The 12384-nt window shown below is 71.0% G+C and carries 13 protein-coding genes; 6 read left to right on the forward strand and 7 right to left on the reverse strand.

Annotated features, from left to right (window positions below):
- Positions 1-78: 78 nt before the first annotated feature.
- Positions 79-387 (forward strand): YkgJ family cysteine cluster protein, encoded by a 309-nt coding sequence (locus HNQ09_RS15665; protein WP_184031244.1) that lies wholly within the window; start codon positions 79-81, stop codon positions 385-387.
- Here HNQ09_RS15665 and chrA read toward each other — a convergent pair.
- Together chrA and HNQ09_RS15675 are read right to left on the reverse strand one after the other, a co-directional pair.
- Positions 384-1544 carry a chromate efflux transporter gene (chrA, locus tag HNQ09_RS15670; RefSeq protein ID WP_184031245.1) on the reverse strand — a complete coding sequence of 387 codons (1161 nt, stop codon included), beginning with the start codon at positions 1542-1544 and terminating at the stop codon, positions 384-386. The genes HNQ09_RS15665 and chrA overlap by 4 nt on opposite strands.
- 92 nt (positions 1545-1636) lie before the next feature.
- Positions 1637-2731 carry an acyl-ACP desaturase gene (locus HNQ09_RS15675; protein ID WP_184031247.1) on the reverse strand — a complete coding sequence of 365 codons (1095 nt, stop codon included), beginning with the start codon at positions 2729-2731 and terminating at the stop codon, positions 1637-1639.
- Between the two features lie 211 nt (positions 2732-2942).
- Here HNQ09_RS15675 and HNQ09_RS15680 point away from each other — a divergent pair, with 211 nt between their 5' ends.
- The 3 genes from HNQ09_RS15680 to HNQ09_RS15690 all read left to right on the forward strand — a co-directional run bounded on the left by HNQ09_RS15680 (position 2943) and on the right by HNQ09_RS15690 (position 7195).
- Positions 2943-3410, forward strand: coding sequence for a peroxiredoxin (locus tag HNQ09_RS15680; RefSeq protein WP_184031249.1), 468 nt, complete (start codon positions 2943-2945; stop codon positions 3408-3410).
- A 61-nt stretch (positions 3411-3471) separates the two neighbouring features.
- Positions 3472-5265, forward strand: coding sequence for an ABC transporter ATP-binding protein (locus tag HNQ09_RS15685; RefSeq protein WP_184031251.1), 1794 nt, complete (start codon positions 3472-3474; stop codon positions 5263-5265).
- Between the two features lie 121 nt (positions 5266-5386).
- Positions 5387-7195: an ABC transporter ATP-binding protein gene (locus HNQ09_RS15690; protein ID WP_184031252.1), complete on the forward strand. Its 1809-nt coding sequence runs from the start codon at positions 5387-5389 to the stop codon at positions 7193-7195.
- Between the two features lie 23 nt (positions 7196-7218).
- On the opposite strand, the gene HNQ09_RS15695 is transcribed toward HNQ09_RS15690, so the two are convergent.
- Genes HNQ09_RS15695 through phoU form a run of 3 tightly spaced genes read right to left on the reverse strand, consistent with a single transcriptional unit; the run spans position 7219 to position 8610 of the window.
- On the reverse strand, positions 7219-7605 hold the full coding sequence (locus tag HNQ09_RS15695; RefSeq protein WP_184031254.1) for a type II toxin-antitoxin system VapC family toxin: 387 nt from the start codon (positions 7603-7605) through the stop codon (positions 7219-7221).
- A 2-nt stretch (positions 7606-7607) separates the two neighbouring features.
- The gene (locus HNQ09_RS15700) at positions 7608-7916 is read right to left on the reverse strand and encodes an AbrB/MazE/SpoVT family DNA-binding domain-containing protein (protein WP_184031256.1); all 309 of its coding nucleotides are present in this window, start codon (positions 7914-7916) and stop codon (positions 7608-7610) included.
- 49 nt (positions 7917-7965) lie between these two features.
- A complete protein-coding gene (gene phoU / locus HNQ09_RS15705; protein ID WP_184031257.1) occupies positions 7966-8610 on the reverse strand; it encodes a phosphate signaling complex protein PhoU in 645 nt (214 codons plus the stop codon).
- A 407-nt stretch (positions 8611-9017) separates the two neighbouring features.
- Between phoU and HNQ09_RS15710 the strand changes: the two genes are divergently transcribed.
- Both HNQ09_RS15710 and HNQ09_RS19010 read left to right on the forward strand, forming a co-directional pair.
- Positions 9018-9905 (forward strand): DUF2382 domain-containing protein, encoded by an 888-nt coding sequence (locus tag HNQ09_RS15710; protein ID WP_184031258.1) that lies wholly within the window; start codon positions 9018-9020, stop codon positions 9903-9905.
- Positions 9906-9976: 71 nt separating this feature from the next.
- Positions 9977-10588, forward strand: a complete 612-nt coding sequence (locus tag HNQ09_RS19010; protein ID WP_246363418.1) for a hypothetical protein — start codon at positions 9977-9979, stop codon at positions 10586-10588.
- A 101-nt stretch (positions 10589-10689) separates the two neighbouring features.
- On the opposite strand, the gene HNQ09_RS15720 is transcribed toward HNQ09_RS19010, so the two are convergent.
- A complete protein-coding gene (locus tag HNQ09_RS15720) occupies positions 10690-11670 on the reverse strand; it encodes a sensor histidine kinase (RefSeq protein WP_184031259.1) in 981 nt (326 codons plus the stop codon).
- Positions 11670-12359: a winged helix-turn-helix domain-containing protein gene (locus HNQ09_RS15725; RefSeq protein WP_184031260.1), complete on the reverse strand. Its 690-nt coding sequence runs from the start codon at positions 12357-12359 to the stop codon at positions 11670-11672. Before HNQ09_RS15725 ends, HNQ09_RS15720 begins: the two co-directional genes overlap by 1 nt.
- Positions 12360-12384: the final 25 nt, after the last annotated feature.

Genomic DNA, 12384 nt, shown 5'->3' on the forward strand with positions numbered 1-12384 from the left:
GATTCCCCGCCCTCCCGGCGCGCAGAATGGGAGGGCGGAGCCGCCCAAGCGCCAGCCTGAGCGGGGTCCCCACCGGCCATGGACACTTTCACTGCCCCTCCCGAGTATCCGCCCCGCAGCGCCATGGTGCGGGCCTGCACGGCCTGCGGCGCCTGCTGCGCGGCGCCCGACATTCACGCCCTGGGCAAGCCGCTGGGTGTGCCCTGCGTGCATCTGGGGCCGGAGTGCCTGTGCGGCGTGTACGCGGCGCGGCCCGCCGTGTGCCGGGGCTACCAGCCCGACTGGGTGTGCGGCGAGGTCGCGCCCCTGCCCACCTTGCAAGCGCGGGTGGCGCGCTTTCTCCAGATCTACGGGCTGGAGGACGAGGCGCGCGGGGCGGGGGGCTAGAAGGTCAGTGCTCCGGCCAGCGCGCAGCCGCCCACCACCGCCCAGGCAGGCCAGCGCCCGGCGGTGAGCGCGGCGTAGGCGAGCAGGGCCAGCGCCGCCTCGCGCGGGCCGCGAATCGCTGACGTGAAGACCGGGTCGTACAGCGCGGCGAGCAGCAATCCGACCACGCCCGCATTCACGCCGGACAGGGCCGCGCGGGCCGCCGGACGTGCCGAGAGGGCCGCCCAGAAGGGCAGCGCTCCCGCCATCAGCAGGGCGCCGGGCAGGAAGATGCCCAGCGTGGCGAGCAGCGCCCCCAGCCCGGCGGGCAGGGCCGTCTGCGCCGCGCCCAGGTACGTGGCAAAGGTAAACAGCGGCCCCGGCACGGCGTTGGCGGCCCCGTACCCGGCCAGGAATGTTCCCTGCGGCAAGAAGCGCGGCACGAAGCCCGTCTCCAGCAGCGGCAGGACCACGTGCCCGCCCCCGAACACCAGCGCCCCGGCGCGGAAGGTCGCCTCCAGCAAGGCCCAGCCCGGCGCCAGCCCCGCGAGCAGCGGCAGCAGCAGCAGCCCCGTCCCGCAGACCAGCAGCAGCCCCGCGCCCACCCGCCGCGAGACGGGCACACGCGGGAGCTGCCCCGGTCCCGCCGCCCCCGCCTCCAGAAACCGCCACCCCACCAGCGCGCACAGCCCCAGCGCCGCGACCTGCGCCCCGGCGCCCGGCCGCAGCAGCAGCGCCGCCGCCACGCCGAGCGCCAGCCCGGCCCGCGCCCGGCCCGTGACCAAGCTGCTCCACATGCCCGCCACCGCCTGGGCGACCACCGCGACCGCCGCGACCTTCAGCCCGGCCAGCCATCCGGCGTCGGCCACGTTTCCGAACCGGGTCACGCCCAGGGCAAAGGCGACCATCAGCGCGGCGCTGGGCAGGGTAAAGCCCAGCCAGGCCGCCAACAGGCCCGGCCACCCGGCCCGCAGCAGCCCCAGCGCCATGCCGACCTGGCTGCTCGCCGGACCCGGCAGGAACTGCGCGAGCGCCACCACGTCCGCGTAGGCGGCCTCGCCCAGCCAGCCCCGGCGGGTGACCAGCTCGGCGCGGAAGTACCCCAGATGCGCCACCGGCCCGCCGAAACTGGTCAGCCCCAGGCGCAAGAAGACCAGAAAGACCTCCAGAACTTGCACCCGCCCAGCCTAACGGCGAAGGGTCGGCCCACCAACAAAAACCCCCCGCCGAAGCGGGGAGCGTGCTGGGGCTGGCAGCTGGCCGCTCCAGCTCAATCGTCGGCGGCCTGACCGCCTTGTCTCGGCACTTCCGGGTTCTCGATGAACTCGGTGGGATCGAGCTTGTCGAAGCCGATCTCCTGCTCGTAGTCCTGAATCTTGACGTGCAGCCGCCGCACGTCGCCCTCGATCTGGCCGTAGTCGAAGGTGTCGAAGATGGCGGTCGTCCGCGCGTTCTGGCCCTCGAAGTCGGGCACCTCGCGGGTTTTCCGGATGCCCTCTTCCAGCGCCTTGCGGCTCTCGATCCCGAGGTTGCGGAAGGCCACCTGCATCACGTCGCGCTGAAAGTCGCGCGGGCCGTAGATCCCGGCGCGGTAGACGGTCTCGGAGAACTCCTGCCAGTCGGGCACCAGGCTGGCGGCGGGCATCGAGAACTGCCCGATCACGTTCTTGATCGCGTCCAGCGTGCGCTCGGGGTAGTAGTAGAGGTACATCCGCACGCCTTCGAGGAAGAAGTTGTAGTGCGCCGCCTCGTCCACCGCGATGGTCTGCGCGACCTTGGCGAGCACGGGGTCGCTGACGCCCGCGAGGTGCGGCTTCTCGCTCTTGCCCTGGGCGATTTTCATCATGTTCAGGTAGTTGAGCTGGGTGGCGCGCTCCTGAAACACGGTGTACACCAGGTTGTGAATCGCGTCCGGAAAGGGCAGTTCCCAGGTTTGCGAGCGCAGGCGCTCCTTGTACTCCGCGATCCACTCGGGGCTGCGCTGCTCGGAAAACAGCACGGCGTTTTCCCAGGCGTCGGCGTGCTTTTCCTCCTCGCTGCCCCAGCGGAGCTGGAAGTGGCTGCGGCCGTGGCTTCTGCGCACGAGGTGGACAAGCTGGCTGGTGAAGTCCGGCGCGTACTGCTCGACCGCGAAAAAGCCCTGCATCACGGTGACGACCTCGGGCGGCAGGTCCTTGCGGAGGTGGCGCCAGTCAAAAGAGCGGTCGGCGTTCCAGTTGCGGGTCTCCTGGCTGCGGGCGGTGTACCAGCGGTACAGCCCCAGGAAGCCGCGTTCGATCAGGCGGTCTTTTTCGGCGTTGCTGAGCAGCCCGGCGGGTGTGCGCGGGCGCTCCTGAAGCAGGTTGGGAGGAAGAATGTCAGCCACGTGGGGAGGCCTCCTTGTCGTCCAGCCTGGCCGCCCGGGGGGCAGGGGGCACACCAGAACCGGGGGGCGTCAGACGCGAGGGACGATAAGGCTCAGGCTAGTGCCCCCGCGCTGACGGCCGCATGAACTGGGACGCGGTGCAAGGCCATCAAACGCCCATCGTCCGGGCGGGGGAGGGGAGGGACGCCGGGGGGGCCGCTACACTTTGCCCATGACTTCCCGCCAGAGCCTTCTCGGCCAGCCCGCGCCGGACTTCACGCTGCCGTCCACCCTGGGCCAGGCCGTGACGCTGGGCAGCTACCGGGGCCAGCAGCACGTGGTCCTGGTGTTCTATCCGCTGGACTTCAGCCCGGTGTGCTCCATGCAGCTGCCCGAGTATTCCGGACGGCAAGACGACTTTGCCGAGGCGGGCGCGGTGGTCCTGGGCATCAACCGCGACAGCGTGTACGCCCACCAGGCCTGGGCCGCCGAGTACGGCATCGAGGTGCCGCTGCTGGCCGACCTGACCCTGGAGGTCGCCCGCCAGTACGGCGTCGCCATCGACGAGCGCGGCATCAGCGGGCGGGCGGTGTTCCTGATCGACCGAGGTGGCGTGGTCCGCTACGAGCATGTGGAAGCGCAGACCGGGGACTACACGGTGCGGCCGGAAGTGGTGCTGGCCAAGCTCCGCGAGCTGTAAGCGCCCCCACTGCGCCACTCGGCGGATGCTTCCCCGCCCCTGCCCGGCATAGCCTGGAGAAATGTCAGGCGCGCCTCCCCCCTCTGCTTCTTCTCCGCCGCGTGCCGCCTCGCTGGGTGTGCTGCGCGCCTACCTGGGGCCGCTGAAATGGCAGGTGACAGGCCTGGCCGCGCTGCTGCTGACCGGCACCGGCCTGAGCCTGACGCTGCCGCAACTGCTGCGGCGTTTCGTGGACAACGCCCGGCTGGAAGCGGGGGCCGACGTGGGGCTGCTGGCCCGCCTGGCGGGGCTGTACATCGCAGCGGCCATCGGGGTGCAGCTGCTGACCGCCTCGGCGACCTACGTGGGGGCGCGGGTGGGCTGGACCGCCACCAACCGCCTGCGCGCCGACCTGCTGCGGCACCTGCTCTCGCTGGACATGCACGAGCACAAGGAACGCACCCCCGGCGAGATGATCGAGCGCATCGACGGCGACGTGACGGCCCTGAGCAACTTCTTCTCGCAGTTCGCGGTGCGGGTGTTCGGGGCGGCGCTGCTGCTGACGGGCGCGGTCGTGATGTTCTACCTCACCGACCTGCGGGTGGGAATCGGCATCACCCTCTTCGTGGCGGTGACCCTGGTCGCCATGAACCGGGTCCGCAAACACGGGGTGGAACCCACCCGCCTGGAGCGCGAGAGCAGCGCCCGGCTGTTCGGCTACGTCGAAGAACGCCTGGCGGGCCTGGACGACGTGCGCTCGCTGGGGGCAGGCGAGCACCACCTGCGCGGCTTTCTGCGGGTGCAGGGCGAATTCTTCCGGCGCAGCACCTTCTCGTGGCGGCGGCGCAGCGTGGTCTGGCAGCTCAGCATGGCGCTCTTTGCCGCCGGGTACGTGGGTGTCCTGGGCGCGGCGGTCGGTCTCTACGCGGCGGGCGCGATCACGCTGGGCACCGCCTTTTTGCTCTACCAGTACATGAGCATGGTGGAAGAACCCATCGACCAGCTCACCCAGCAGCTTCAGGACCTGCAAAAGGCCGGGGCTTCCCTGGGCCGGGTGAGCGAACTGCTCGCGCTGCGCTCGGGGCTGCCCGAAGGCGAGCGCGAGTTGCCCGGCGGTCCCCTCGACCTGCGCTTCGAGCAGGTCGGCTTCAGCTACGCGCCCGGCGATCCAGAAGGCCGCGCCGTCCTGCATGGCGTGTCCTTTCACCTGCCCGCCGGACAGACCCTGGGGCTGCTGGGGCGCACCGGCAGCGGCAAGACCACCCTCACCCGGCTGGTGTCGCGGCTGTACGACCCGACCTCGGGCCAGGTGCGCCTGGGCGGCGTGGACACCCGGGACCTGCGGCTGGAGGGCCTGCGCACCCGGGTGGCGGTCGTGACCCAGGACGTGCAGCTGTTTCAGGCCAGCGTGCGCGACAACCTCTCCTTTTTCGACCCCTCGGTGAGTGATGCCGAGGTCGAGGCCGCGCTGCACGAGGTCGGCCTGGGCGAGTGGCTGGCGCGGCTCCCGGACGGCGTGCGGACCCCGCTGCCCACCGGCAGCCTCAGCGCGGGGCAGGCGCAGCTGCTCGCCTTTGCGCGGGTGCTGCTGCGTGACCCCGCCGTGGTCATCCTCGACGAACCCAGCAGCCGCCTGGACCCGGCCACCGAGGCGCAGCTCACCCGGGCGATGACCCGGCTGCTCTCGGGCCGCACCGCCATCGTGATCGCCCACCGCCTCGACACGGTGGCCCGCGCCGACCGGATTCTGGTGCTGGGAGAAGGCCGGGTGCTCGAAGACGGCGCCCGCGCGCTGCTCGCCGCCGACCCCCGCAGCCACTACGCGGCGCTGCTGCGGGCCGGGACGCTGGCCGAGGCCGAGGGGGTGCTGGCGTGAGGCGGGCAGTGGAGAGTGGTTCGTGGTCAGTAGGGAGGGCCACCGCTGCTCTTCCCGAGAGTCTCGTTCCTGCGTTTTTCCTACGGCCCACTCACCACAGCCCACTCACCGGAGTTCTCCCATGACCACCACCCCCGCCCCCACTCCCTCCGGCCCCGACCGCACCTTCGCGCTTTCCAAACGCCTCTTCGTCTACCGGCCCGGCCTCTTCTTGTTCAACCTGCTGATGTGGGGCCTGGTCCACGCCTCACCCGCGCTGCTCACGGTGGCGGTGAGCAGCGTGTTCCGGCGCCTGGAGGAGGCGGACAAGCTGGGCGTGGGGGGCAACGTGGACCCCCTGATCGCCGCCGCGTGGGTGTCGGTGGGCTGGTTCGCGTTCGTGCGGGTGAGCCGCTTCGGGATCTTCTACGGGGCCTTCCGGGCCTGGATCGAGCTGTGGTACACCCTCGACGCGCTGGTGCGGCGCAACCTGCTGGGGTACCTGCTCACGGCGCGCGGCTCGCGGCGGCTGCCCGACACGCCCGCCGAGGCGGTCAGCCGCTTCCGCGACGACGTGGACGACGTGGCCGGGTACACCGAGGTCTGGGTGGACGGCTGGGGCCTGGTGGCCTACTCGGTGATCGCCGTCGCCCTGATGGCGCAGGTGGACCCGGTCATCACATTGATCGTGTGTGCGCCACTGGGGCTGATGGTCCTGTTCGTGCAGCGGCTCTCGCCGCGTATCCGGGCCTACCGCCGCCGGATGCGCGAGGCGACCGGCCGGGTGACCGACTTTATCGGTGAGACCTTCGGGGCCGTCAGCGCCGTGAAGCTGGCCGCGCGGGAAGGCCAGATGGTCGCGCACTTCACCGCGCTGGGCGAGACCCGCCGCCACGCCGCCCTGCGCGACGTGCTGCTCACCGAGCTGATCCGGGGCGTGAACACCAACATGGTCAACCTCGCCGTGGGGCTGGTGCTGCTGCTGGGGGCGAACAAGGTGCGCGGCAGCCAGATGGACGTGGCGGACTTCGTGCTGTTTATCGGGTTGCTGCCGCGCCTGACCGGCAGCATGGGCTTTTTCGGGGACGCCATCGCCCGCCACCGCCGCACCGGGGTCAGCTACGACCGCATGACCCGGTTGCTGCAAGACGCGCCCGCCCAGACCATCGTGGCGCACCACCCCGTCTACCTTCAGGGTGAGCCGCCCGCCGGGCCTCAGGCCCCCGACCCCCGCCCCTTGCAGGAGTTGCGGGTGGAGGGCCTGACCGCCCACCACCCCGGCGGGCCGGGGGTCACGGACGTGAGCTTCACCCTGCGGCGGGGCGAGTTCGTGGTCGTCACCGGGCGCATCGGCAGCGGCAAGACCACGCTGCTGCGGGCGCTGCTGGGGCTGATGCCGCGTGAGGGCGGGCGCATCCTCTGGAACGCGGAGGAAGTCGTGGACCCGGCGACCTTCTTCGTGCCGCCGCGCAGCGCGTACACGGCGCAGCTTCCCAGCCTCTTTTCCGACACCCTGCGCGAGAACGTCCTGAGCGGCAGCGACCCCGAGCGCCTGAACCGCGCTGTGCGGCTGGCGGTGCTGGACCCCGACCTCGCCTCGCTGTCCGCCGGGCTAGATACGCCGGTCGGGGCGCGCGGGGTGAAGCTCTCGGGCGGACAGGTGCAGCGCACGGCCGTCGCCCGGATGCTCGCCCGCGACGCCGACCTGCTGGTCTTCGACGACGTGTCCAGCGCGCTCGACGCCCGCACGGAAGCGACGTTGTGGGAGGGCCTCTTCCGCGAGACCGACGCCACCTGCCTGGTCGTCTCGCACCGCCGCGCCGCCCTGACCCGCGCCGACCGCATCCTGCTGCTGGAGGGGGGCCGCCTGACGGGTGAAGGCACGCTGGCGCAGTTGCTGGAGAGCAGCGCGGAGATGCGGGCGCTGTGGGCGGAGGACGTGCAGGGCTGAGGCGCCTCAGCCCGCTTGACCGGCTAGGGCACGACCACCGTCAACTCCGGGAAGTCGCTGTAGTCACTCCCGTTGAGGGTGACCAGCGGCAGACCCAGCGTGACGGCATGTGCGCCGATCAGGTGATCGGTCAGGACGCGCCGAGGAAGGGGGCCGCCGCTGGTGCGTCTTCTCGCGGTGTAAGCGGCGTAAGCCTGCCCGGCCCGCAGCCAGGCCGCGCGTGGAAAACTCCAGTCGAGCGCAAGGCCCATGTCGGTGAGCAGAGGTTCGGCATCCGGCGTAAACGGCAGCAATTCTCCGACCACTGGACCGCAGACCAGCAGGCTGTGGGGTTGCAGCCTGGCTGCCAATGCCTCTGCACCTTCCTCGCCCTTCCAGAGCGCGAGCAGGATGTTGGTGTCCAGCGCCACCCTCAAAGGTCGTCCAACCGCAGAAGGCGCGCTCCCGGCCCGCGCTGAAGATCGGCCCGTTCTTCCGGCGTATGCCTGCCCCCGCTGACCAGCGCCTCGGCCTCGCCCGCCAGCGGGAGCACCCCCACAAAAGTCCGCAGGTCTGGTGCAGCGGCGGGGGCTGGGCGCAGGGTCGCCTCACCCCCGCTCACCCGGAACTCGACCCGGTCGCCCTGACGCAGTCTCAGCGCGTCTTGCAGGGTCCGGGGCAGCGTCAGTTGCCCCTTGCTGGTCAGGGTGGCATACAGCACACGCACGCGCTCGGCGCTCATGCCTTACTGTATCGCCTTACTGAGACGGCAGGGTGAGCCGCTGCGCTCCCTACCCCTCCCGCTGCCCGGTCACCCAGTAGCGCACCCGCTCGGCCACGTTTTCCATGTGGTCGCCGATGCGCTCCAGGCTGCGGCCCACCCGCATCAGGGTCAGGGCCTTGGAGATGTGGCGGGGGTCTTCGAGCATGTAGGTCACGAGTTCGCGCTGGGTCTGCTCGTAGAGGTCGTCCACCTCGTCGTCCATGCCCAGCGTGACCTCGGCGCGGGTCACGTCGCGGTCGGCGATGGCGGTTCGCAGGTTCTGGCTCATCTCGGACAGGCGCTCCAGCATCCGCGCGAGATTCACGTAGCGCTTCAGCGCGGGCTGCTGGGCGAGTTCGGCCCCGTCCTCGGCCACGTGAACGGCGTAGTCGCCCATGCGCTCGATGTCGCTGAGGCTCTTGAGAATCAGGGCGACCAGCCGCAGGTCGCGCGCCACCGGCTGATGCAGCGCGATGATCCGCAGGCATTCGGCCTCGATTCTCTGCTCCAGCGCGTCCACCTCACGGTCGAGCGCCCGCACCTCGTCCAGCCGCTCGGGGCGGGCGTGCAGCAACACCTCCCCCGCGATGGGCAGCATCCGCTCGACCGTGCCGAGCATGTTCAGGGCGCCGTTCAGCACCGTACGCAGATCGGTTTCGAGGGCTTCACGCATGGGAACTCCTCTCCGGACCCTAGCACCTCGCGCCAGCAGGCGGGTCAGGGTTGTGTCGGCTGAGGCGGTCGGGTCCCCGGAAGTGCCGGGCCTGAGCCATTTCTCATCAAATGGCGAGAAAAGAATTCGCCCGCTCATGCCTTGCCAGGTCTCTCCTTTCATCGGGAGCGCCTTCCCGTGTGACTTTCGGCCGCTCAGGTGCAAGGGGGATCACCTCTTGACGGCGCGCCCTCTGCCTTTCTCGCCGAATGCCCTCTGCTGAAAAAATGAACCCGGCCTTGAGCGAGGATTTACCAGGCTTTGGTCCTGGGGAAGTCTTTTAGTTTTCTCAGGCAAGCGGGGGGAGGGGCCGCCCACAATGGGCCTGCATCAACCTGCCACGACAGGGAAGCATTCCAGGAGGAGCTATGCCGCACCTACACAGATTGTCCGAGATCTCCAGCCGCCACAGTGAAGACTTTCAGGACGCGGGCATGTACAACCCGGTCGGCTCGACCGCTTACCTGGCAGGTCGGCAGGCCATCGGCACCGTGCGCGACGCGCTGGTAGACGACACCTACGGCCGCATCCGCTACCTGATGGTGGACGCCGATGGCGGCGACCTGCAAGGCGCCCGCCTGATTCCTATCGGCCTGGCCCGGCTGGAAGACGACGGCGTCTACTTCGACGACCTGACGGCGGCGCAGCTCTCGGCCATGCACCGCTACAGTGCCGACGAGGAGTACACCTTCGACCTCCAGAGCAGTGACGAGCGCGTGCTGCGCGGCCAGATGGACACCCAGGCGGGAGGCGAACGGGTGCTGCACGCCGCCGGAACGGCCGCCACGACGGGCGCCGCCGCTTCTTACAACTACCGCGACGACGACGCCAGCGACCGGATGTTCAAGGGATCGCCCCGGCTCCAGCTGCTCGAAGAGCGCCTGAGCGTGAACAAAGAGAAGTACCGCGCCGGAAGCGTCGAGATCGGCAAGCATGTCGAGACCCGGCAGGAGACGGTCAATGTGCCGCTTCAGCGCGAGGAGGTCGTGATCGAGCGCCACGCCGTGACCGACGCCCGCCCGGTGCAGGGCGACGTGCTGGGCGCCGCCAGCGAGACGGTGCGGGTCGAACTCGAAGCCGAGCGCGCGCAGGTGGCCAAGCAGGCTTACGTAACCGAAGAGGTCGAGGTCGGCAAGCGCACGGTCACCGAGCAGCAGACGGTGACCGAGACGGTGGGCCGCGAGGTGCTCGACGTGAACCAGACCGGCGACGTCGAACTGCTCACCGACGAAGCCAACCGCAAGAACCGCAACTGACGCGGTCCCGGCGAGGGCGCCCGTCGCCCCGCCCGGGACCCCTGTTCCATCCTCTGCCACAGGAGTACACCATGACCCCCAACATGAAACGGCTGATGCTGGCCCTGGCCCTGATCACCGCGCCCGTCGCGGCGACGGCCCAGACCGACACCACCACCGAGACGACCACCAACACCACTGACCCCGAGGTTCAGAACGACGCGATCACCACCGAGTCCGAGAGCAACGGCGAGGCGGGAGACGAGGTGCAGGGCGCCGGACCTGACGCGTCGACCGACGTGCAGAACGACGCGATCACCACCGAGTCCGAGAGCAACGGTGAGCCGGGCGACGAGGTGCAGGGCACCGACGCCACGGACACCACCGGGACCGACACCACCGGCACGGACCTGACCGGGACCGAGACGACGGACGCCGCCGTGACCGACGTGACGGGCACCGAGACGACCGATACCACCGGCACGGACACCACTGGGACGGACACCGCGACGAGCGACGCCCTGGACCCCAACAACGACGGCGTCGTGGATGCCAACAACGACGGCGTGGCCGACACCCGCCAGTTCCCCTGGGGCCTGCTGGGCCTCGCGGGTCTCTTCGGCCTGCTGGGCCGCAGCCGTCCCGCGCCCCAGCCGGTGCGCGAGGTCAAGCTGGGCGGCCCCACCGACGGCCCGCGCCGCTAAAGTCAATTCACCATCCCACCGGGGGAGAAGGCCACCGCGCCTCCTCCCCCTCCCTGTCGACCCCGGCGAGCGTGTTCATGCCGGGGCCACTGGCCGCCGCGTCAGCCGATGCCTGCGCCGCCCGGCAACGTGAAGCAAAAGGCGTTGCGCTCCCCCCGGCGTTCGGTCCAGGTCTGGCCGCCCCAGCCCTGCACGATGCTGCGGACGATATACAGGCCCATGCCGCTGCCCTGTCCGGGGGCCTGCGGGCCGCGCGTGTGGGCGCGGAACAGGGCCTCGCTGCCCTGAAGCGGCCCGCCCTCGTCGAGCACGGCGACCTCGATCCAGGTGCCGCGCGCCGCCGTCTGGACCTCGATGGGGCCGCCGGGCGGGCCGTACCTCAGGGCGTTCTCGATCAGGTTGAGCAGCACCTGCAACAGCTTGTCGGGGTCGGCACGCACCAGATGGTCGGCGCCGAACGTCAGGGTGGCGCGGCGGGTGCCCAGCTCGGGCTGCAAGAGGCGCTCGGCGCGGGCAAAGGTCTCGGCCAGCGGCAGGGTGCGGGCGCGGGTGGGCCGGAAGCCGACCGCCAGGTCCTCGACCAGCCGGGCCAGCCGCTCGACCTCCTGAAGCCCCTGGCGCACGAAGTTCTGCGCGAGGTCCGGGGGCATGTCGTATTCCAGCGCTTCGAGCACCCCGCGCAGCCCCGTGACCGGCGTGCGGAACTCGTGCGAGAGGACGGCAGTTGCCTCGCGCAATTCGGCCTCGCGGCGGCGGTGCTCGGTGATGTCCTCCACGATCAGGGCGCCGCCTTCCCCCGCGTGCGTGGCGGTGCAGCGCAGGGTGCGCCCGCCCGCTTCCAGTTCCAGCTCGCCGCCGCGCTCGGCCAGCGCCTCCAGGGTGTGGCGGCGCACGACCTCCAGCAGCGGCCGCCCGGCGGCGCGGCCCTGCGGCACCCCCCACAGCCGCACGGCGGCGGCGTTCAGGCGGGTCACAGTCAGGCCCGGGGCGCCGCCTCCCCCCGTCCCCCCGAACAGCAGCACCGCCTGGGGCAGCGCGTCCATCCAGGCGTCGGCGGTCAGGTCGGCGGGTGCGGAGTCCATCAGCCCTCCTCGGTCCAGGAGCGCATGCGGTAGCCTTTGCCGCGTACCGTCTCCAGAAAGCGTGGGCGGGCCGGGTCGTCGCCCAGGTGGGCACGCAGCTGGGTGACGTGCTGGTCCACCGTGCGCTCGCCGCCCAGAAAGTCCGCGCCCCAGACGCGGTCGAGCAGCTCGCCGCGCGCGTAGACCCGGCCCACGTTCTGGGTCAGGAAGGCCAGCAGGTCGAACTCGCGGCGGGTCAGGTGCAGGGCCGCGCCCGCCAGCCGCGCGTCGGCCGCAGCCAGGTCCATCATGAGGGGACCGTTGGCAAGCTGCGGCGGCGCCTCGGGCAGCGAGCGGCGCAGCAGGGCGCGCACCCGGGCGACCAGTTCGGCCGCGCTGAAGGGTTTGGTGAGGTAGTCGTCGGCGCCCGACTCCAGGCCCTCGACCCGCTCGGCCTCGGCGGCGCGGGCGGTCAGCATCAGCACCGGGAGGCGGCGCGACCCGGGATCGCCGCGCAGCCGCCGCAAAAAGGCCAGGCCGCTCTCGCCCGGCAGCATCCAGTCGAGCACCAGCGCGTCGGCGCTGCCCAGCGCCCCTTGCGCCGCCGAGGCCGTCTCGAAGGCGCTGACCCGCAGCCCGGCGCGCTCCAGGTGAAAGCGCACCACCTCCCGCACGGTGCCCTCGTCCTCGATCACGACCACATGGCTCATCGCCTCTCATTGTGCGGCGCCAGGT

This window comes from Deinococcus budaensis, from assembly GCF_014201885.1.
Taxonomy (GTDB): Bacteria; Deinococcota; Deinococci; order Deinococcales; family Deinococcaceae; genus Deinococcus; species Deinococcus budaensis.

Coding starts and splice junctions, on each gene's coding strand:
- HNQ09_RS15710 (WP_184031258.1), top strand. CDS start 9,018: ATGCCGCACCTACACAGATTGTCCGAGATCTCCAGCCGCCACAGTGAA.
- HNQ09_RS15725 (WP_184031260.1), bottom strand. CDS start 12,359: ATGAGCCATGTGGTCGTGATCGAGGACGAGGGCACCGTGCGGGAGGTG.
- HNQ09_RS15665 (WP_184031244.1), top strand. CDS start 79: ATGGACACTTTCACTGCCCCTCCCGAGTATCCGCCCCGCAGCGCCATG.
- HNQ09_RS15685 (WP_184031251.1), top strand. CDS start 3,472: ATGTCAGGCGCGCCTCCCCCCTCTGCTTCTTCTCCGCCGCGTGCCGCC.
- HNQ09_RS15700 (WP_184031256.1), bottom strand. CDS start 7,916: ATGAGCGCCGAGCGCGTGCGTGTGCTGTATGCCACCCTGACCAGCAAG.
- HNQ09_RS15680 (WP_184031249.1), top strand. CDS start 2,943: ATGACTTCCCGCCAGAGCCTTCTCGGCCAGCCCGCGCCGGACTTCACG.
- HNQ09_RS15690 (WP_184031252.1), top strand. CDS start 5,387: ATGACCACCACCCCCGCCCCCACTCCCTCCGGCCCCGACCGCACCTTC.
- HNQ09_RS15720 (WP_184031259.1), bottom strand. CDS start 11,670: ATGGACTCCGCACCCGCCGACCTGACCGCCGACGCCTGGATGGACGCG.
- HNQ09_RS19010 (WP_246363418.1), top strand. CDS start 9,977: ATGACCCCCAACATGAAACGGCTGATGCTGGCCCTGGCCCTGATCACC.
- phoU (WP_184031257.1), bottom strand. CDS start 8,610: ATGCGTGAAGCCCTCGAAACCGATCTGCGTACGGTGCTGAACGGCGCC.